This window comes from uncultured Demequina sp. (assembly GCF_913055775.1).
In the GTDB taxonomy this organism is placed as follows: domain Bacteria; phylum Actinomycetota; class Actinomycetes; order Actinomycetales; family Demequinaceae; genus Demequina.
Genome location: NZ_CAJXJX010000050.1, coordinates 1 through 18028, shown reverse-complemented (window position 1 = coordinate 18028; position 18028 = coordinate 1). Strand labels below are relative to the sequence as shown.

Below are 18028 nucleotides of genomic sequence, written 5' to 3'. Positions count from 1 at the left end.
CCCAGGAACCGAATCCGCCCGTGCGGCCGTTGTGCCACACGACCTCCCTGTCGCCATGGGTCGTGGTCATCCAGGCGGCGCCGATGCGCGACGCGCCCTGGGCGGGCGACGTCGCCTCGAGCGCGTCGATCCCGGGCGCGGTGCCCGACACCAGTCCCGTCAGCAGGGCGGCCAGGTCTGCTGCCGTGCAGCGCACACCTCCCGCGGGACCCAGCGCCTCGCCCACCCACGCCTCCTGGGGGCGACCTCGGCGCGACAACCCGGCCACCGCATCGGCCCTCAGCTCGGAAGGGCGGGAGGGCGCGTAGGCGCCGTCCATGCCCAGGGGCTCCAGGACGCGCTCGCGCAGCAGTGCCGCGTACGGCACCCGGGCGGCACGCGACAGCGCTGCGCCCAGCAGTTCGAAGCCCAGGTTCGAGTAGGCGAACCTGGGCTTGCCGATCGGCGCGTCCGCCGCCATCGCGAGCAGCTCGTCGATCGTGTCCCCGTAGGGGTTCTCGCCGCGCCGCCACAGCGCCCACGTGCGCGCGACCTGCGAGCGTGCACCCCCGTCGGGCTGCAGCCGCGGCAGCCCTGACCGATGCTGTGCGACGGCCTCGAGAGTCAGCGGCGCGTACGACGCCTCCGGGCGTCCCAGCAGTTCGCCCAGCGTCGCGTCCGGCGCCACGTCTCCTGCTCCCACCATCTGCCGGAACAGCAGCCCCGTCAGCCCCTTCGAGACCGAGCCGATCTCCGCATCGGCCGTCTCCGGGACTCCGAACGCACGCCCGGCCGCCTCGCCGCCGCGGGTCGCGGCGACGAGGACGCGGTGGTGCCGCGGGCCCAGCCCTGCGCGGACGCGATCGAGATCGATGCTCATGCGTCCACGCTAGGCAGACGCGTCAGGCGGTGGCGTCGTCCTTCCGGACGGTTTCGGCGGCCTCGGGGTCCTCCGGGGGCGCATCGTCCGCGTGGGCGGCGCCCTCGTGAGTCGGAGTCGGGTGCTCGCGCTCCAGCGCCGCGCCCTCCACATCCACATTGGGCAGGATGCGGTCGAGCCACTTGGGCATCCACCATGCCGACTCGCCCATGAGCGTCATCACCGCGGGCACGATCACCATCCGCACCACGAAGGCGTCGAGCAGGACGCCGATCGCGAGGCCGAAGCCCATGGGCCGGATCATCGCCAGGTGGGAGAAGACGAATCCGCCGAACACGGAGATCATGATGATCGCCGCAGCCGTCACGACCGCGCGTCCGTGGCGCATGCCAGCCACGACCGCCTCGCGGGCATTGGCTCCGTGGACGTACGCCTCGCGCATGCCGGACGTGAGGAACAGCTGATAGTCCATCGCGAGACCGAACAGGATGCCCGTGAGCATGATCGGCAGGAAGGACAGGATGGGTCCCGGTGCGTGGACGCCGAAGATGTCCGACAGCCAGCCCCACTGGTAGATCGCGGTGACGGCGCCGAAGGCGGCGAACAGCGACAGCACGAAGCCCACGGTCGCGACCAGCGGCACCAGGAGTGAGCGGAACACCACGATGAGGATGATGAGCGACAGGCCCACCACCACGGCGAGGTAGACGGGCAGCGCCTCGTCGAGCTTCGCGGAGATGTCGATGTTGCCCGATGCGGAGCCGGCGACGCCGATCTCGACGCCTGTGAGCGACACGTCGCCCGCCTCGGCATCGATGGGGGACATCGTGCGCAGGGCGTGCACGACCTCCTCGGTCGACTCGCTCGTGGGGCCCTCCGTGGGGATGACCTGGAACGCGAGGAAGTCGCGGTCCGCGGAGACGCCGGCCGGCGCGACCGCGACAACATCGTCGATCGCGATGATCTCGCGCTCTACTGCGAGCTGCGCCGCGGTGACGTCCTCCTCGGCCACGCTCTCGGGCAGGGCCGCGGTCACCAGCAGGGTGCCGTTGAGGCCCTCGCCGAACTGCTCGTCGATGATGGTGTAGGCCTGGTACTGCGTCGAGTCCTCGGGCTCCGCCTCGCCGCTGGGCAGGCCCAGGCGCATCGAGAAGCTCGGGATCGCGATGACTGCGAGCGCGACCACGCCGCCCAGCATCATGAGCACCGCGCGGCCGTTCTTGAGCGGCGTGTACGGCGCCTCGGCTTCCTCCGGGGAGCCGATGCGCGCGCGCGACTTCTTCGAGATCGCGCGCATGCCGATCAGTCCCAGCAGCGCAGGCGTGAGGGTCACGGCGATCAGCACCGACACGAGCACGCAGAACGCGGCGACGGTGCCCATCATCGCGATGAACGGGATGCCGGTGACGTTGAGAGCGAGCAGCGCGATCAGGACCGTCGATCCGGCGAACACCACGGCATTGCCGGCCGTGCCGTTCGCGAGGCCCGCGGATTCGCGCACTTCCATTCCCTGCTTGAGGTTGGTGCGGTGGCGGTTGACGATGAACAGCGTGTAGTCGATGCCCACGGCCAGCGCGAGCATGACGCCCAGCACGGGGGTCACCGAGGACATGTCGACCGTGCCGGACAGCGCCATCGACGCCGCCACGCCCACGCCCACACCGATCACGGACGTGATGATGGGCTGGATCGCCGGCCAGAAGGTGCGCATCATGACGAACAGCACCACGAGCGCGATGAACACGCCGACGATCTCGCCCACTCCGAGGATGCCGCCCACCTCCTGCGACAGCTCCGTCGAGAAGAACACGTCGATCCCGTCCAGCGGTGAGGACTCGATGAGGTGCATGACCTCTTCCTTGTCCGCCGTCGACAGGTCCAGCAGGGCGACGTCGAACGAGATCGCGCCCAGCGCGGTCGAGCCGTCCTCGGAGACGGTCCGCAGAGCGGAGGCGTTCTGGGCGAGCTCTGCGCCGAGTTCCAACTGCTCGGCCTGCGCCTCGAGTTCGGTGCGTCCCTCGTCGATGGCTTCCTGCTGGGTGTCGAGCTCCGCGAGTCCGGCGTCGATCTGCGCCTGCTGCTCGTCGAGCTGCGCGCGCTGCTCGTCCAGCTGCGCCTGCTGGGCCTCGAGCTGGGCCTGTTGCTGCTCGTAGACGCCAGCGTCCTGGGCCTGCTGCACGGCGGCGTCCAGCTGCTCCTGAGCCGCGTCCAGCTGACTCGCGCCCGCGTCGAGCTGCTCCTGTCCGGCCTCGATCTCCGCGCGGGCGGCGTCGAGCTGTTCCTGACCCGCGTCGAGCTCGGCGCGCCCGGCCTCGAGCTGCTCCGGACCGGCCTCGAGCTGCGCGGCCTGTTCTGCCGCCTGAGCCTGCGTTTCGAACGGGTCGATGATCGTGCTGACAGTGTCGACCTCGGCAGCCGCCGCGAGCGCGTCGCTGATCTGCGACTCCTGCTCGGCGGTGAAAGACTCGCCGTCCTGCGTCTGGAACACAATCCGGGCGGTGGCGCCGTCGACGCCTTCGATCTCTTCGCCCAGCTGGTCTGCGACGCGCTGCGTCTCCGTGCCGGGAATCGAGAACGAGTCGGTCAGGGTGCCGCCGAATGCGAGGAAGGAGCCCGCGGCTGCAGCCAGCGCGACGAGCCAAGCGATGATCGCGATGAACGGACGGCTGGCAGAGCCGCGCCCGAGGCGGAAAAGAAGATGGGCCACGTCAGAGCCTTTCTCAGGGAGGGGGAACAGTGAGCGGCGACGATGCCTGAGGCGAGTCTACCCCGAGATCGCGATTTAGACGACAAATGTTGGTTAACAGTTGGCGTCCGGCCGTTGCGCGGGCACAATGGACTCATGGACGCTCGGATCGTGCGCACGCGCAGGGCACTGCAGGAGGCGCTCTTCGAGCTTGCCCGAGAGCGGGGGATCGACCACGTCTCCATCAGCGACATCGCCGAGCGCGCGGGCGTCAATCGCACCACCTTCTACCAGCACTATTCCGACAAGGAGACGCTGTTGGCCGATGCTCTCGATCTGGTCGCCCAGGACTCGGGCGCGACCCTTGAGGGCATCGAGGAGTGGGCGGACGAGGCTCCCGAGGTCCTCGTCGGATACCTGCGCCACGTCGACCATCACGCGGATCTGTACCGGCGGGTGTTCCTCGAGCCTGGGTACGGCGTCGTGCTCGCGCGGCTGCGCCAGCACGTGCACGACGCGGTTCACGAGATCGCCGATGCCGCGGCGGACCGGCCCCGCGAGGTGCCTCTCGAGGTAATCGCTGCGGGCGTCGCGGGCTCGGTGATCGGGGTTATCGGCGCATGGCTGCAGCGAGAGCCGCGGGACAGCCCCGAGGACGCGGCGATGTGGGTCTGGCGCGTGGTCCTGGGCCCCCCGATCCCCACCCCCTAGGCGAGCGAAATGGGCCCACTTCGCTCGCCTCAGCCCCTAGATGAGCGAATCGGGCCCACTTCGCTCGGTGGGAGGAGGGGGTCGTTGTGGCGTGTCCGAGGCCGGACGTACACTGGAGGCACAACTGCACAGGGGATGATCGGTTTCGACGTGTGTGCTTTCCTCAGGGGAAGCGGGCCGAGAACGCTGAGTTATCTCGTTAACGCCCTCAGCAAACCAATAGGTGCCGATTCCAAGCGCACCGACTTCGCCCTCGCTGCCTAAGCGAGCCCCGAAGTCCGTCAGCCCAGGCTAGTTCCCGTCCTGGTCCCTGGCGTCATCTAGGGAACTTGCTCCACCTCCTCGTCACCGGGGGGTGGGGGACTCTTAGGTGACTGGGGCTATCGCACAGCTTGTCTGAAGGTCGTGCGGGTCCGAGACACTGAACATTCAGACTGCGCCCGGAGAAGATCTGTCGTCGTACACGCGGACGCGGGTTCGATTCCCGCCATCTCCACGTTTTCATCCCTGGTAGGTGACCGAGAGGCCGCCTGTTCCCGTAACGGAGCAGGCGGCCTCTTCGTGTGTCCGGGTGAGCCGGGTCGGGGTAGCGTGGCAGGCATGGAACAGCGATCTCTCGGATCCGCCCCGTTCACTGTGTCCGCCGTCGGGCTGGGGTGCAACAATTTCGGGCGCGAAGGCACAGTGACGGAGACGCAGAACGGCACCAGTGCGGTCCTGCACGCCGCGCTCGACGCCGGCGTCACCTTCCTCGACACTGCGGACCTGTATGGCGGCGATTGGGGCGTGAGCGAGACCCTCATGGGAATCGCACTGCGCGGCCATCGCGACGAGGCAGTGCTCGCGACGAAGTTCGGCTTCACCGAGGTTGCGACGCCGCTGGACCCTCTGGGCGCCAAGGGATCGCGGGCGTACGTCCGCGCGGCGTGCGAGGCCTCGCTCCAGCGCCTGCAGACGGACCGCATCGACCTTTTCCAGCAGCACCAGCCGGACCCGTCGACCCCCATCGAGGAAACGGTGGGTGCGCTCCACGAGCTGGTGGGCGAGGGCAAGATCCGCTCGTTCGGCGTCTCTCAGTTCACGGCGGAGCAGCTGGTGGCGGCCGATGCGGCGGCGGCTTCCGCAGGAGCGCCGGGCATCGCGTCGAGCCAGGACGAGCTGAGCCTCATCGCCCGCGGAGTGGAAGGCGACGGTCGCTACGCGACCGCCGGGCGCATCGGCGCCGGCTTTCTGCCATTCTTCCCCCTCGCGAACGGGCTGTTCACCGGCAAGTTCACCCGCACCGACATGCCGGAGGACTCGCGCATCGCGCGGATCCGGCCGCAGATCGCGCAGAACGCCGACTGGGATGCGATGGAGGCGTTCCAGTCGCTGTGCGAGGAGTGGGGCGTGACGATGCTCGAGGCGACCTTCGGCTGGTTCCTGGCGCGGCCGGGCGTCAGTTCGGTGATCGCCGGTGCGACCAAGCCGGAGCAGGTGGAGGCGAACGCGGCGGCGGGGCAGTGGCGGCCGTCCCCGGAGCAGGTCGACGCGATCGACGCGCTGTTCCCGGCCTAGCGGCGGGGCTACCGCCCCATCGCGACGCGCTCGGGGCAGTCGAACGGGTCGCGCGCCGCCAGGCCCACGCGGTTGAGGTACGCGATGACGATCGCGTAGGACTCGACCAGCGACGTCTCCGTGTACGGCACGTGATGAAGCTCGCAGTACTCGCGCACGATCTCACGGGCGCGGCCCAGATGGGGGCGCGCCATGTTCGGGAACAGGTGGTGCTCGATCTGGAAGTTGAGTCCGCCCGTGAGGATGCTCATGGCCCACCCACCGCGAATGTTGCGGCTGGTGAGTACCTGCTTGGACAGGAAGTCCATGCGCACGTCCGCGGGCACGACGCCCATGCCCTTGTGGTTCGGGGCGAAAGACGCCCCCATGTAGACGCCGAAGACAGCCATCTGCACGCCCACGAACGCGAACGCGAGACCCAACGGCAGCACCCAGAACACGGCGCCCAGGTAGACCGCGAAATGCAGAGCGATGAGCGGCAGCTCGACCCAGCGCTGGCTGCGCGTGCCGCCTGTCACGAGTGAGCGCACCGAGCGGTAGTGCAGGTTGAGGCCCTCGAGCGTCAGCAGGGGGAAGAACAGCCAGCCCTGGCGACGGGTGATCCACCGGATGAGTCCGCGAGCCTCGCGGGCGTCCTCCTCGACGAACGAGATGGTGTCCTTCTCGATGTCGGGATCGGCGCCCAGCTTGTTGGGGTTCGCGTGGTGGCGCGAGTGCTTGGTCATCCACCACTGGTGGCTGATGCCCACGACCGCCGTGGACAGGATGCGCCCCAGGCGGTCATTGGCGGGTCCCGACGCGAAGACCGTGCGGTGCGACGCCTCGTGGCCCAGGAACGCGACCTGAGTCAGCACGACACCGAGTGCGGCCGCCATGAGGAGCTGGAACCACGAGTCGCCCAGCAGCACGAAGCCGGTCACCACGCCGCCGAACGCCAGGGCGAGGGCGGCGCCGTAGCCTGCGTAGAAGCCGTAGGCGCGCCGCAGCAGGCCGGTGTCGCGAACGGTCGCGGCGAGCTCTGCGAAGCGGTGGGTGATGGGGTTCAGGGGGATGACGGCGGCGTCTGCCGGCGTGGTGGTCATGCGTCTCCAGGGAGTGGGGGCGTGCGACTTCCCAGCCGTGGTCGAGCTCGCGCTCATCGTGCGGATGGGCCCACCCTACGCGAGCGTAGGTTCGTGCGATACCCCCGCGCGAGGGAAGTGCGGCCGCGCCCGGGTCCCCCCCAGCGGTCCCCCCAGCGCGAGCGCGGCCGTCCACCCCCCCGGCTGCCAGCGTAACTCATTTACGTGCATACGACAATGAATGTAAATAACGTGAGAATCGGGCGAGGCGTGCGGGCCACAGAAGCCGGCCCGCGCATCGGCCCGCACTACGCTCGTCACCATGCTCGTCCCCATCCTTGCGACGCTCGGCGGCCTCGCGGCCCTCGCCTGGAGCGCCGACAAGTTCGTCGCGGGCGCCGCGGCCGTCGCCCGCTACCTCGGCATGGCGCCGCTGCTGATCGGCATGGTGGTCATCGGCTTCGGCACGTCGGCGCCCGAGATGGTCGTGTCCGCGTTCGCGGCCTCCGGGGGAGATCCCGAGATCGCCCTGGGCAACGCGTTCGGCTCCAACATCGCGAACATCGGCCTGATCCTCGGCACCACCGCGATCGTGCTGCCGATCATCGTCAAGCGGGGCATCCTGCGCAAGGAGCTGCCGCTGCTCCTCGTGGTCACGATGGTCGCGTGGCTGCTGATGAGCGACGGCGAGCTCTCGCGCGGCGACGCGGGGGTGCTCGCGGTGCTGCTGGTGGTCCTGCTGACCTGGCAGATCCTGGCCGCGCGGCAGGACGGGGAGGACGACCTGGGCAAGGATGTCGAGCACGCCGCCGAGGCCCGGCACATGTCGCGAAAGGCGGCGTGGGTCTGGCTGGCCGTGGGCCTGGTGCTCCTGGTCGTGTCGTCGCGACTGCTGGTGTGGGGAGCGGTCGAGATCGCCGAGTCGCTCGGATGGTCGGACCTCGTGATCGGACTGACAGTGGTCGCGATCGGCACCTCCGCGCCGGAGCTCGCCTCAGCGCTCGCGGCTGCTCGCCACGGGGAGAACGACCTCGCGCTCGGCAACGTGATCGGCTCCAACCTGTTCAACACGCTCGGCGTCGTGGGCCTCGCGGGCCTCATCGCCCCGGCGGCAGTGAGCCCCGAACTGCTCTATCGCGACATCCCGATGGTCGCGTTCATGACGGTGCTGGTGCTGATCTTCGGCTTCCGATTCCGGCGCAACGGCCGCATCAACCGCTTCGAGGGCGTCGCGCTGCTCCTGCTGTGGGTCGGCTACACCGCGTACCTGGTGCTCAACCCGGCTTGACGCGCGGGGTGTCGATTCCGTCGCAGCCCCGTGGCTGAGGCGGGACCGCCGCGCTTAGGCTGGCGCTATGTCGTCCCCCGCACCGGTTCCTGAGCCGGCCCCCGAGCCCGGCCTGGCCCCCGGCCCCGACCTGGCCCCCGGCCCCGACCCGGCCACCAACCCCGCGCCAGCCCCAGCGCCCGCATCGGCGCTGTCCCTCCGGGGACTGCACAAGCGGTTCGGCGCCACGATCGCGGTCGACGGGATCGATCTCGAGATTCCGCGAGGGAGCTTCTACGGTGTCGTGGGTCCCAACGGTGCCGGCAAGACCACCACGCTGTCGATGGCGACCGGGCTGCTCGAGCCTGATGCCGGCGTGGTGCTGGTCGACGGCGTGGACCTGTGGGCAGACCCCGCGACCGCCAAGCCGATGCTGGGCGTCCTGCCGGACGGACTCCACACCTTCGACAAGCTCACGGGCGGCGAGCTCATCAGCTACGCCGGTCTGCTGCGCGGCATGGACCGCTCGGTCGTGCGTGAGCGTCGGGACGACCTGCTCGCCGCGCTCGATCTCGAGACGGCGGCGTCGACCCTCGTCACGGACTTCTCCGCCGGCATGACCAAGAAGATCGGCCTCGCGTGCGCGCTGGTGCACGCGCCGCGCGTGCTGGTGCTCGATGAGCCGTTCGAGGCCGTGGACCCCGTCAGCGCCGGCGCGATCCGGCGCATCCTCGAGTCCTTCGTCGACTCCGGCGGGACCGTGGTGCTGTCCTCCCACGTCATGGCGCTGGTCGAGAGGCTGTGTGATCACGTCGCGGTGGTGGGGTCCGGTCGCGTGCTGGCCGCCGGCGCGATCGACGAGGTACGCGCGGGCCGGGACCTCGAGGAGCGCTTCGTGGATCTCGTGGGCACCGAGTCGGACACCAAGGACCTGGCGTGGTTGCGGCAGTCCTGACGCTCAAGTACCGGGTCGTCAGGCACGAGCTCCAGCGGGAGTGGTGGCGCGCGCTGATGCTCATCGGCGGGGCGGTGTGGTCGCTGACCCTGATCCCCGCAATCTTCTGGATGCAGCGGCTGCTGTCCCTGCAGTCAAGCGATGTGCGCGAGGAGATCCTCGTGGGCGCGGCTGGCCTGATGTTCCTGGGCTGGATCGTCGTGCCCCTGCTGGTGACGGGGCTGGAGGACACCCTGGACCCGGGGCGGTTCGCGGTCCTCGGAGTGTCCGCGCGCACGCTCATGCCGGGGCTCACCGTCGCCGCGTTCCTCAACGTGCCCGCAGTTTTCTTCGCCGTGACCCTCGCCGTGCTCGCGCGCTCGTGGCGATTCGACGGCGGCGGCGTGGTGACGGTGGCGCTCATGGGGGCCGCGCTGACGCTCGCGATCATGGTGCTCGGGGCGCGCGTGGCCGTCGCGTGGAGCACCCGGGCGGTCGCGTCCCGGCGCACGCGGGTGCTGGCGCTCGCGGCCGTCGCGGCAGGCCTGGGCGCCGTCGCCCCGGTGGGATGGCTCGCGCTGAGGGATGGGCTCGAGTCCGCCGCGACGCACGAGCTCCCGATCGTGCTCGAGTGGCTGGGGCGGACCCCCGTGGGCGCGGGCATGGCGGCGCCGGGGGCATGGGCGCGCGGAGACGAGGCCGGTGCGCTGTGGCGCCTCGCGATGGTGGCCGGCACCGTGGCCGTGCTGTACCTGGCCTGGCGCGTGAACGTGGCGTACACCCTGGTGCACCCGGTCTTCCGCGGAGGCGGGTCGCGGCGCCGGGTAGACGCGATCCTGACGGCGTCCGCGCGCCCGCGGCGCGCCCGCGGTCTCGCCTCGGACACCGTCACCCGCGCGGTGCGCACGCGGGCGCGCATCTCCTGGGCGACCGATCCGCGGTACCTGGTCAGCTCGATCGGCGTGGTCGCGCTCCCGGCGCTGTTCTTCGCCGTCGTGGTGCCGGTGCTCGACCTCGACCCGCGGTGGGCCTTCGCGGCCCCGGTGATCCTCGCGGCGTCCATCGGATGGGGGCGCCACAACGAGGTCGCCTACGACTCGACGGCGCTGTGGCTCGACGTGGTGTCGGGCCGCATCGGCCGTCAGGTGATGATCGGCCGCGTCCAGGCGGTGCTGCTGTGGGCCCTGCCGGCCGTGCTGCTGGCCGCCGGCGCCCTGCTCACCTGGGCGGGCCGGTGGGACCTCGCGCCGGGGCTGATCGGCGCGTGCCTGGGATCCCTCGGCGCGACGCTGGGCATCGCCGCGGTCACGTCGGTCGCGCTGCCGTACCGAGCCCCGGCACCCGGGGAGAACCCCTTCGGCGCCCAGGTGGGCTCGCTCGGCGCGAGCATCGTCGCTCAGCTGGTGTCCGGCAGCGCGATGGTGGCGATCCTGCCGTTCGTGACGCTGCCGTTCGTGCTGTCCCTCACGGTCGATGCACGCTGGGGCTGGCTGGCCCTCGCGACCGGGACAATGCTGGGCGCGGCCGCGTGCATCAGCGGCGTGCTCGCGGCGGGCACCATCTACGACCGACGCTCCGGTCGCCTGCTCGCGGCAGTGACGTGACCCCCCCCCAGAATCGAGCGAAATGGATCCTTTTCGCTCGCCTAGGCGCTTGGACGAGCGAAAAGGATCCAATTCGCTGGGAACGGTGGGTGGCAGGCTGCGTGGGTACGCCGAGTCGTACACTGGCGTGCATGAGCGAGACCCTCGACCCCCAGCCGGACACTGGCGCGCCTCAGGGCGGCACCGCGACCATCGAGCGCGTCGAGCAGCGCGAGCTCGCGGAGCCCGGCGATGCCGAGCGCTTCGCGCACTACGTCAAGAAGGACAAGATCATGGAGTCCGCGATGACGGGCGAGCCCGTGATCGCGCTGTGCGGCAAGGTCTGGGTCCCCGGCCGCGACCCCAAGCGCTTCCCCGTGTGCCCGCAGTGCAAGGAGATCCTCGACGCCGCGTTCGGCAACGACGACGGCGACAGCTGACCGCGACCGTCGCGCCCGCAGCGACAGGCCGGCTGGCCCGACCCCGCCGAAGGGCGTGCCCGCCTCCCCGCCCAGCCCGCGCATCGGCCCTACGCTAGAAGCGTGTCCACCCAGGAGGAGCTCGAGCGCGAAGGCGCCGTCGCGACCCGCGTCGACGACGCGTGGGTGACGATCGTCTGGAACGACCCCGTGAACCTCATGAGCTATGTGACGCACGTCTTCCAGCGCTACTTCGGCTTCACGCGCCACGAGGCAGAGGCGCGGATGCGCGAGGTCCACGAGAACGGCAAGTCCGTGGTCAGCACTGGCGGCCGCGAGAAGATGGAGGTCGACGTGCAGGCGATGCACGGCTACGGCCTGTGGGCCACGTTGCAGCGGAGCGGCGAATGAGGGGCTTCGAGGAGCGCGACGGCCTGGCGGTGGCCGAGCTGGACGACGAGGAGCGCATGGTGATCGCGCGCATCGTCGCGGACGTCGGGCTGCTGCTGGGCGGCGAGCAGTTCGGCATGGACGCGCCCGTGGGTCGGGACGCCGGACTCGACGACGCGGACGAGATCTTCAAGCACCTCCAGGGACTCGAGGAGTCCCTCGCCGAGCCCGACGACCCCGCGGTGCTGAGCCTCCTGCCAAGCGCGAGCCGCGACGACCGCGACGTCGCGGACGAGTTCCGCCGGCTCACCGAGTCCGACCTGCGCGACCTCAAGGTGCGCCGCCTGCAGACCATGTGGGAGCAGCTGAGCGAGGACGGCCCCGAGTGGGAGATCCGCGCGGAGGACGCTCTGTCGACCGCGGCGGCGCTCACCGACGTCCGCCTGGTGCTCGCGAGCCGCCTCAAGCTCGAGACAGACGAGGACGCCGACCGCCTGCACGGCGAGATCGACCTCGCCACCCACGCGCTCGACACCGATGCGGACGACGACCTCGGCATCGACCCCGAGCGCGTCTGGCTGGGCATGCTCTACCAGGCGCTCACGTGGCTCCAGGAGTCGCTCGTGCAGTTCTCCGTCGCGACGGAGGATGTCCGTGAGTGACGCGCCCATCGGGATCTTCGACTCCGGCGTGGGCGGGCTGACCGTCGCCCGCGCGATCATGGACCAGCTGCCGCACGAGTCGATCCACTACGTGGGCGACACCAAGTACGGGCCGTATGGCCCGCTGCCGATCTCGGACGTGCGCCGGCACGCGCTCGCGATCATGGACGCCCTGGTCGAGGACGGCGTGAAGATGCTGGTCATCGCGTGCAACACCGCGTCCGCGGCGGTGCTGCGCGACGCGCGGGAGCGCTTCTCGCGCGAGCGCGGCGTGCCCGTGGTCGAGGTGATCGTCCCGGCGGTGCGGCGCGCGGCGACGCTGACCAAGTCCGGGCGCGTGGGCGTCATCGGGACCACCGCGACCATCACGTCCGGCGCGTACGACGACGCGCTCGCCGCCGCCCCCGACATCACCGTGCACTCGCAGGCGTGCCCGCGCTTCGTGTCCTTGGTCGAGGACGGCATCACGTCCGGCCCGGACGTGATCCGCATCGCGCAGGAGTACCTCGCGCCCCTGCAGGCGGCCGAGGTCGACACCCTCATCCTGGGCTGCACCCATTACCCGATGCTGCAGGGCGCGATCGGCTACGTCATGGGGCCCGACGTCACGCTCGTCGACTCCGCGACCGAGACGGCGATCGACGTCTACCGCGCGCTCACCGCGAACGGCCTGGAACGGCCAGCCGATGCGCGGGCCGAGCACCGCTTCTCCGCCACCGGCGAGCGGGGCAGGTTCGAAGAGCTTGCACAGCGGTTCCTGGGGCCCGTGGTCACCGAGGTGGTGGCGCTGTGAGCGCGGCGGTACGACCATGACGGTGTCGCCGTGACGCTCGAGCTCACGATCGTGGGGTGCGCGGGCTCGACGGCGGGACCGGACAGCGCGGCCTCGTGCTACCTGGTGTCCGCTGCGGACGATGCGGGCCGCACCTGGCGACTGGTGCTCGACCTAGGATCTGGCGCGGTGGGGCCCCTGCAGCGCCACTGCGACCCGGCACGCGTGGACGGCGTCGTGATCTCCCACGGCCACCCCGACCACTGCGCGGACCTGGGCGCCGTCGACGTGCTCCGGCGCTACGGCCCGGCGCGGGACGAGGGCCTGCCGCGCATCCCGCTGCTCGGGCCCGCGGGGATCGACCGGCGCATCGGCGACGTGTCCGGCAATCCCAGCGACCGGGGAGCCGAGACATACGACCACTGGCCGGTCACCGCTGGGGAGACCGTGAGCATCGGACCGTTCACGATCGAGGCCGCGCGGGCCCTCCATCCCGTACGGGCCTTCGCGTACCTGATCGCCGCTGGTGATTCGCGGCTGCTCTTCACCGGCGATACGGACCGCTGCGACGCGGTGGACGCGCTCGCGTCCCGCGCGACGGCGATCCTGGGCGAGGCCGGCTGGGCGCACCGCGAGGTCAACCCGCCCGGGGTGCACATGAATGGGGACCAGCTGGGTCGGATGGCCGCCGACGCCGGCGTCGAGCGGCTGATCGTGACGCACATCGCCTCGTGGGTCGACCCCGAGCCCACGCTCGCGCAGGTGCGGGCCCACGCGCCCCAGGCCGTCCTCGCCCGCCCGGGCGACGTGCACGCGCTCTGAGCCCGCGCATCGGCCCTGCGGCGCTCTCGTTCGTGCACTTCCCACTGATGCTTCCGGGGGTCGTGCGTGAGAAGCTGCTCGCGCAGGCGCTTCTCACGCATGCACGTGCGAGCCATGCGTGGGACCTGCGCGACTAGGCTCGAACCATGACCATTACCCGCGCGGACGGCCGCGCCCCCGACCAGCTCCGCCCCGTGACCTTCGAGCGCCAGTGGCTCGACAACGCGGAGGGTTCGTGCCTTGTCAGCTTCGGGGGGACGCGCGTGCTGTGCGCCGCGTCCTTCACCGAGGGCGTGCCGCGGTGGAAGAAGGGATCCGGCGAGGGCTGGGTCACCGCCGAGTACGCGATGCTGCCGCGCAGCACCAACTCGCGCAACGATCGCGAGTCCGTGCGCGGCAAGATCGGCGGCCGCACGCACGAGATCAGCCGCCTGATCGGGCGCTCGCTGCGCGCGATCATCGACGTGAAGGCACTGGGCGAGAACACGATCGTGCTCGACTGCGACGTGCTGCAGGCGGACGGCGGCACGCGCACCGCCGCCATCACCGGCGCGTACGTCGCTCTGGCCGATGCCGTGGCGTGGGGTCGCGAGCACGGCGCCATCAAGCCCGGCGCGCGGCCGCTCACCGGCTCGGTCTCCGCGATCTCGGTGGGCATCATCGACGGCACCCCGATGCTCGACCTGCCGTATGTCGAGGACGTCCGCGCCGAGACCGACATGAACGTCGTGATGACGGGCGAGGGCGGCTTCGTCGAGGTGCAGGGCACCGCCGAGGGCGCTCCGTTCTCCAAGCCCGAGCTCGACGAGCTGCTCGCGCTCGCGACCGCGGGCAACGCGGACCTGGCCCGCATGCAGGCTGCGGCGCTGGAGGGCTGACATGCCTCGCCTGGCCATCGCGACGCGCAACGCCCACAAGGTCGACGAGATCTGGGCGATCCTCGCGCCGTTGCTGCCGCACGTGCACCGGGAGGACGTCGCATCGGCGCTCGACCTGGATGCCCCGTCGCCCGTCGAGGACGGCGTGACGTTCGAGGCCAACGCGCTGATCAAGGCGCGGGCGCTGGCCGCCTCGAGCGGGCTGCCGGCCCTCGCGGACGACTCCGGCATCGCGGTCGACGTCCTGGGCGGTTCGCCCGGGGTCTTCTCCGCGCTGTGGTCCGGTGCCCACGGGGACGACGCTGCCAACCTGCGCGTCCTGCTCGGTCAGATCGCGGACGTCCCCGACGAGCACCGCGGCGCGGCCTTCGTCTGCGCCGCTGCCCTCGTGACCCCGGACGGCCGCGAGTACGTCGAGGTGGGCCGCATGGAGGGGCGCGTGGTGCGCGAGGCGCGCGGCGAGGGCGGCTTCGGCTACGACCCCATCTTCATCGCGGAGGGTCAGACCGTCACCAACGGCGAGCTCGACCCGGACGCCAAGAACGCGATCTCGCATCGCGGCGCGGCGTTCCGGGCCATGGCACCGCACGTGGCCGCCGTGCTGACGTGAGGATGCGCTAGTCGAGGATCCCGCAGTGCGCGAGGGCCTGGCGCAGCAGCGCGTGCTGCCCGCCGGTCATGTCGCGGGCGACGTCCTCGCTCGCGGCCTCCTCGGGGGAGATCCACACGATGTCGAGGGCGTTCTGGCTGGGCTCGCAGTCGCCGTCCACCGGCACGATGTAGGCCATCGCGACCGCGTGCTGGCGCGTGTCGTGGAAGGGGCCGAACCCCTCGGTGGGGAAGTACTCCGCCACCGCGAACGGCGTGGGGCTCACGGGGATGCGCGGCAGCGCGACCGGCCCCAGGTCCTTCTCGAGGTTGCGGATCAGCGCGTCGCGGATCCGCTCGTGGTAGAGCACGCGCCCGGCCACGATCGCGCGCGAGATCGCGTCGTCGTCGGCGCGCAGCAGCAGGCCCACCTCGGTGATCTCGCCCGCGCTGTTGATGCGCACGGGGATCGCGTTCACATACAGGATCGGCAGCTCGCCGCGGACGTGCTGAAGCTCGCGATCGGACAGCCAGCCGGACGGTTCGGGGGGCAGCTCCGCCATGTCAGTCATGGTTCCTTTGTACCGTCCGATGGCGTGGTGGTCAGGACGCGCGCCGGGCCGTGGGACCCTGGAATGGAATACCCCCGGCGGTTGCAGTGTTCCGACGGGGATCCGGGGAGTCGTACAAGGAAGGTAACCCCATGGCAACCATTGAGCTGACCACCGAGAACTTCGAGCAGACCGTCACCAAGGACGGCATCGTCCTCGTGGACTTCTGGGCCGAGTGGTGCGGGCCGTGCAAGCGCTTCGCGCCCATCTTCGAGCAGTCCTCGGAGTCCAAGCCGGAGATCACCCACGCCAAGGTCGACACCGAGGACCAGCAGGCGCTGGGCGCCCAGTTCGGGATCACCGCGATCCCCACGCTGATGGCCTTCCGCGACGGCATCATGGTCTTCAACCAGGCCGGCGCGCTCGCGGGTCCGCAGCTCCAGAACCTGGTCGAGCAGATCGAGGGCCTGGACATGGACGACGTCCGCAAGCAGATCGCGGACCAGCAGGCCGCTCAGTAGGGCGCCTGCGACTCAGACGCGCGAGCCCCGGTCCCCCGTGAGGGGGCCGGGGCTTCGTCGTGCGCGGCACCGTGGCTGCGCCCGTCATCCTCCACTGGGTGACGCGGCCCGCACCAGATCCACACTGGGACTCCACTGCGGCGCTCAGACACAAGGCTCGAGTCTGAGCGTGCTAGTGGAGCGTGAGCGTGGGTTTCGCGGGGGCCGCGAGATCCGAGTGGAGCATGAGCGGCGGGCGTCCGCGAGGCAGGGGTGCGCGAGGGGGGACTTGAACCCCCACGTCCGAGGACACTGGAACCTAAATCCAGCGCGTCTGCCAATTCCGCCACTCGCGCGCGGCCACCAGGATACGCGCGCTCACGCGCGGTTCCGGCCGGCCGACGCGCGGGCGGGGCGCCGTACGACGCCCCGCAGCCGCATCGGCCGCGTGTGGCTACGCCGCGTCGAGCTTCAGGTCTCGGCGCAGCTTGGCGACGTGGCCCGTGGCCTTGACGTTGTACTGCGCGAGCTCGACGGCGCCGTCTGGGCCTACCACCACCGTCGATCGGATCGAGCCGACCACGGTCTTGCCGTAGTTCTGCTTCTCGCCCCATGCGCCGTAGAGCTCCTGGATCGCCTTGTCCTCGTCGGACACGAGGGTGAACGTGAGGCCCTCCTTCTCGCGGAACTCGGCGAGCTTGGCGGGCGCGTCTTTCGAGATGCCCACGACCTCGTAGCCGGCGGCGTGCAGCGCGTCGAGGGAGTCGCGGAAGTCGCACGCCTGCGTGGTGCAGCCGGGCGTCATCGCGGCGGGGTAGAAGTACAGGATCACGTGCTTGCCACGCAGGTCGGACAGCGTGAACGAGCCGGCGTCGGTCGCGGCCGTGAAGTCGGGTGCGGTGTCGCCCTGGGCGAGTCGATTGTCAGTCATGATGATCAACCTAACGCGCGGGCGGCCGGTGCGGATTCCCGGCCCGGTCCGATTTCACAACAGGGGCCGGCTCCTGCTAAAGTTGATCTTCGCACCACGCGCTGGCGCGAGCACCTCTAGCTCAATTGGCAGAGCAACTGACTCTTAATCAGTGGGTTCTGGGTTCGAGTCCCAGGGGGTGTACCAGACACGAAGGCCCGGCCCAGGAGAGATTTCCAGGACCGGGCCTTTCGCGTGACTGCGGGGGCTAGCTGGTCGCCAGCGCGCCGTCCGACGAGAACACCAGGCCCACCGCGACCTCGCCGGTCGTGATCGCGGTCTTCGTCAGTGGGCCGCCGGCGTCGAGCGAGCGGAACTCCGCGACCTCGATGCCGTAGGTGCTCTCGAGTCCGGGCTGGCAGAAGGGGCGCTCGGGGCACTCCGGGGGACCGCCCAGGACGATCCCGCCACACGCCTCGGCGAGACCCGAGAGCGTCGAGACGCCGTACTGGTCCATGAAGGCCGTGGTCACCGCGAAGGCGTTCTGGTCCTGCGCGTCGGAGGCAGCGCCCACGACGAGCCCGTTCTCCTCGGCGAGCGGCTCGAGGGCCGCGACCGTCTCGGCGATGTCACCGGACGCGACCGCGGTCTCCACGTCGCCGTCGAGGAACTCGGTGAAGGTCGCCGCATACTCGGGGACGATGTCGATCTCACCGCTGGTCAGCGCCGGCAGGTAGGTCTCGCGGTTGCCGATCTCGCGCACCTCGGTGTCGTAGCCGGCGTCGTCGAGCACGTCCGCGTAGATCTCCGCGAGCGTGATGTTCTCCGCGAAGTTCGCGGCGCCGATCGTGAGCGAGCCGGAGCCGGTCTCGTCGGGG

19 protein-coding genes, 2 tRNA genes and 1 other RNA gene are annotated in these 18028 nt (G+C 70.5%); 15 read left to right on the top strand and 7 right to left on the bottom strand.

The annotated features are described in order from the left end of the window. Together QZ483_RS06765 and QZ483_RS06760 are read right to left on the bottom strand one after the other, a co-directional pair. The coding region (locus QZ483_RS06765; protein WP_297082258.1) for a serine hydrolase at positions 1-859 on the bottom strand (859 nt) is incomplete at its 3' end. A 22-nt stretch (positions 860-881) separates the two neighbouring features. Then, positions 882-3566: an MMPL family transporter gene (locus tag QZ483_RS06760; protein ID WP_297082256.1), complete on the bottom strand. Its 2685-nt coding sequence runs from the start codon at positions 3564-3566 to the stop codon at positions 882-884. Positions 3567-3701: 135 nt separating this feature from the next. Between QZ483_RS06760 and QZ483_RS06755 the strand changes: the two genes are divergently transcribed. The 3 genes from QZ483_RS06755 (at position 3702) to QZ483_RS06745 (ending at position 5813) form a co-directional block, all read left to right on the top strand. Further along, positions 3702-4256, top strand: coding sequence for a TetR/AcrR family transcriptional regulator (locus QZ483_RS06755; RefSeq protein WP_297082254.1), 555 nt, complete (start codon positions 3702-3704; stop codon positions 4254-4256). A 131-nt stretch (positions 4257-4387) separates the two neighbouring features. After that, positions 4388-4755: a transfer-messenger RNA gene (ssrA, locus tag QZ483_RS06750) on the top strand. 101 nt (positions 4756-4856) lie between these two features. Beyond that, a complete protein-coding gene (locus QZ483_RS06745) occupies positions 4857-5813 on the top strand; it encodes an aldo/keto reductase (RefSeq protein WP_297082252.1) in 957 nt (318 codons plus the stop codon). Positions 5814-5821: 8 nt separating this feature from the next. Here QZ483_RS06745 and QZ483_RS06740 read toward each other — a convergent pair whose 3' ends face one another. Beyond that, positions 5822-6895 (bottom strand): acyl-CoA desaturase, encoded by a 1074-nt coding sequence (locus tag QZ483_RS06740; RefSeq protein ID WP_297082250.1) that lies wholly within the window; start codon positions 6893-6895, stop codon positions 5822-5824. Between the two features lie 301 nt (positions 6896-7196). Between QZ483_RS06740 and QZ483_RS06735 the strand changes: the two genes are divergently transcribed. From QZ483_RS06735 to rdgB, 10 genes are all read left to right on the top strand, one after another. Beyond that, complete coding sequence (locus QZ483_RS06735; RefSeq protein ID WP_297082248.1) at positions 7197-8162, top strand: calcium/sodium antiporter; 966 nt, start codon at positions 7197-7199, stop codon at positions 8160-8162. 67 nt (positions 8163-8229) lie between these two features. Continuing rightward, positions 8230-9096 (top strand): ABC transporter ATP-binding protein, encoded by an 867-nt coding sequence (locus tag QZ483_RS06730; protein ID WP_297082246.1) that lies wholly within the window; start codon positions 8230-8232, stop codon positions 9094-9096. After that, positions 9078-10679 carry a hypothetical protein gene (locus QZ483_RS06725; protein ID WP_297082244.1) on the top strand — a complete coding sequence of 534 codons (1602 nt, stop codon included), beginning with the start codon at positions 9078-9080 and terminating at the stop codon, positions 10677-10679. Before QZ483_RS06730 ends, QZ483_RS06725 begins: the two co-directional genes overlap by 19 nt. A gap of 131 nt (positions 10680-10810) precedes the next feature. Further along, positions 10811-11098 (top strand): DUF3039 domain-containing protein, encoded by a 288-nt coding sequence (locus QZ483_RS06720; RefSeq protein WP_297082242.1) that lies wholly within the window; start codon positions 10811-10813, stop codon positions 11096-11098. Positions 11099-11200: 102 nt separating this feature from the next. Further along, the gene (gene clpS, locus QZ483_RS06715) at positions 11201-11488 is read left to right on the top strand and encodes an ATP-dependent Clp protease adapter ClpS (RefSeq protein ID WP_297082240.1); all 288 of its coding nucleotides are present in this window, start codon (positions 11201-11203) and stop codon (positions 11486-11488) included. Beyond that, positions 11485-12129 carry a DUF2017 family protein gene (locus QZ483_RS06710; RefSeq protein ID WP_297082238.1) on the top strand — a complete coding sequence of 215 codons (645 nt, stop codon included), beginning with the start codon at positions 11485-11487 and terminating at the stop codon, positions 12127-12129. Before clpS ends, QZ483_RS06710 begins: the two co-directional genes overlap by 4 nt. Further along, entirely contained in the window at positions 12122-12922 is an 801-nt protein-coding gene (murI, locus tag QZ483_RS06705) for a glutamate racemase (protein ID WP_297082236.1), read from the top strand. The genes QZ483_RS06710 and murI overlap by 8 nt, the downstream gene beginning before the upstream one ends. 30 nt (positions 12923-12952) lie before the next feature. Then, on the top strand, positions 12953-13723 hold the full coding sequence (locus QZ483_RS06700) for an MBL fold metallo-hydrolase (protein ID WP_297082235.1): 771 nt from the start codon (positions 12953-12955) through the stop codon (positions 13721-13723). Positions 13724-13869: 146 nt separating this feature from the next. Then, positions 13870-14601 carry a ribonuclease PH gene (gene rph, locus QZ483_RS06695; RefSeq protein WP_297082233.1) on the top strand — a complete coding sequence of 244 codons (732 nt, stop codon included), beginning with the start codon at positions 13870-13872 and terminating at the stop codon, positions 14599-14601. Position 14602: 1 nt separating this feature from the next. Further along, positions 14603-15211, top strand: a complete 609-nt coding sequence (rdgB, locus tag QZ483_RS06690; RefSeq protein WP_297082231.1) for an RdgB/HAM1 family non-canonical purine NTP pyrophosphatase — start codon at positions 14603-14605, stop codon at positions 15209-15211. A 7-nt stretch (positions 15212-15218) separates the two neighbouring features. Here the strand turns inward: rdgB and QZ483_RS06685 are convergent, their stop codons facing one another. After that, entirely contained in the window at positions 15219-15761 is a 543-nt protein-coding gene (locus QZ483_RS06685; RefSeq protein WP_297082229.1) for an NUDIX hydrolase family protein, read from the bottom strand. 131 nt (positions 15762-15892) lie between these two features. Here QZ483_RS06685 and trxA point away from each other — a divergent pair, with 131 nt between their 5' ends. Further along, positions 15893-16261, top strand: a complete 369-nt coding sequence (trxA, locus tag QZ483_RS06680) for a thioredoxin (protein ID WP_297082227.1) — start codon at positions 15893-15895, stop codon at positions 16259-16261. Positions 16262-16514: 253 nt separating this feature from the next. On the opposite strand, the gene QZ483_RS06675 is transcribed toward trxA, so the two are convergent. Next, positions 16515-16596, bottom strand: a tRNA-Leu gene (locus tag QZ483_RS06675). Between the two features lie 98 nt (positions 16597-16694). Beyond that, on the bottom strand, positions 16695-17171 hold the full coding sequence (bcp, locus tag QZ483_RS06670) for a thioredoxin-dependent thiol peroxidase (RefSeq protein ID WP_297082224.1): 477 nt from the start codon (positions 17169-17171) through the stop codon (positions 16695-16697). Between the two features lie 110 nt (positions 17172-17281). On the opposite strand from bcp, the gene QZ483_RS06665 reads away from it, so the two are divergent. Then, positions 17282-17357 (top strand) — tRNA-Lys (locus QZ483_RS06665). 61 nt (positions 17358-17418) lie between these two features. On the opposite strand, the gene QZ483_RS06660 is transcribed toward QZ483_RS06665, so the two are convergent. Next, on the bottom strand, positions 17419-18028 hold a 610-nt coding region (locus QZ483_RS06660; RefSeq protein WP_297082222.1), incomplete at its 5' end, for a glycine betaine ABC transporter substrate-binding protein.

What these genes read in the sequence shown, in the direction of transcription:
- QZ483_RS06685 (WP_297082229.1), bottom strand. Translation starts at nt 15,761, where the DNA reads ATGACTGACATGGCGGAGCTGCCCCCCGAACCGTCCGGCTGGCTGTCC.
- QZ483_RS06710 (WP_297082238.1), top strand. Translation starts at nt 11,485, where the DNA reads ATGAGGGGCTTCGAGGAGCGCGACGGCCTGGCGGTGGCCGAGCTGGAC.
- QZ483_RS06720 (WP_297082242.1), top strand. Translation starts at nt 10,811, where the DNA reads ATGAGCGAGACCCTCGACCCCCAGCCGGACACTGGCGCGCCTCAGGGC.
- QZ483_RS06755 (WP_297082254.1), top strand. Translation starts at nt 3,702, where the DNA reads ATGGACGCTCGGATCGTGCGCACGCGCAGGGCACTGCAGGAGGCGCTC.
- rph (WP_297082233.1), top strand. Translation starts at nt 13,870, where the DNA reads ATGACCATTACCCGCGCGGACGGCCGCGCCCCCGACCAGCTCCGCCCC.
- QZ483_RS06740 (WP_297082250.1), bottom strand. Translation starts at nt 6,895, where the DNA reads ATGACCACCACGCCGGCAGACGCCGCCGTCATCCCCCTGAACCCCATC.
- QZ483_RS06735 (WP_297082248.1), top strand. Translation starts at nt 7,197, where the DNA reads ATGCTCGTCCCCATCCTTGCGACGCTCGGCGGCCTCGCGGCCCTCGCC.
- bcp (WP_297082224.1), bottom strand. Translation starts at nt 17,171, where the DNA reads ATGACTGACAATCGACTCGCCCAGGGCGACACCGCACCCGACTTCACG.
- QZ483_RS06730 (WP_297082246.1), top strand. Translation starts at nt 8,230, where the DNA reads ATGTCGTCCCCCGCACCGGTTCCTGAGCCGGCCCCCGAGCCCGGCCTG.
- QZ483_RS06745 (WP_297082252.1), top strand. Translation starts at nt 4,857, where the DNA reads ATGGAACAGCGATCTCTCGGATCCGCCCCGTTCACTGTGTCCGCCGTC.
- rdgB (WP_297082231.1), top strand. Translation starts at nt 14,603, where the DNA reads ATGCCTCGCCTGGCCATCGCGACGCGCAACGCCCACAAGGTCGACGAG.
- trxA (WP_297082227.1), top strand. Translation starts at nt 15,893, where the DNA reads ATGGCAACCATTGAGCTGACCACCGAGAACTTCGAGCAGACCGTCACC.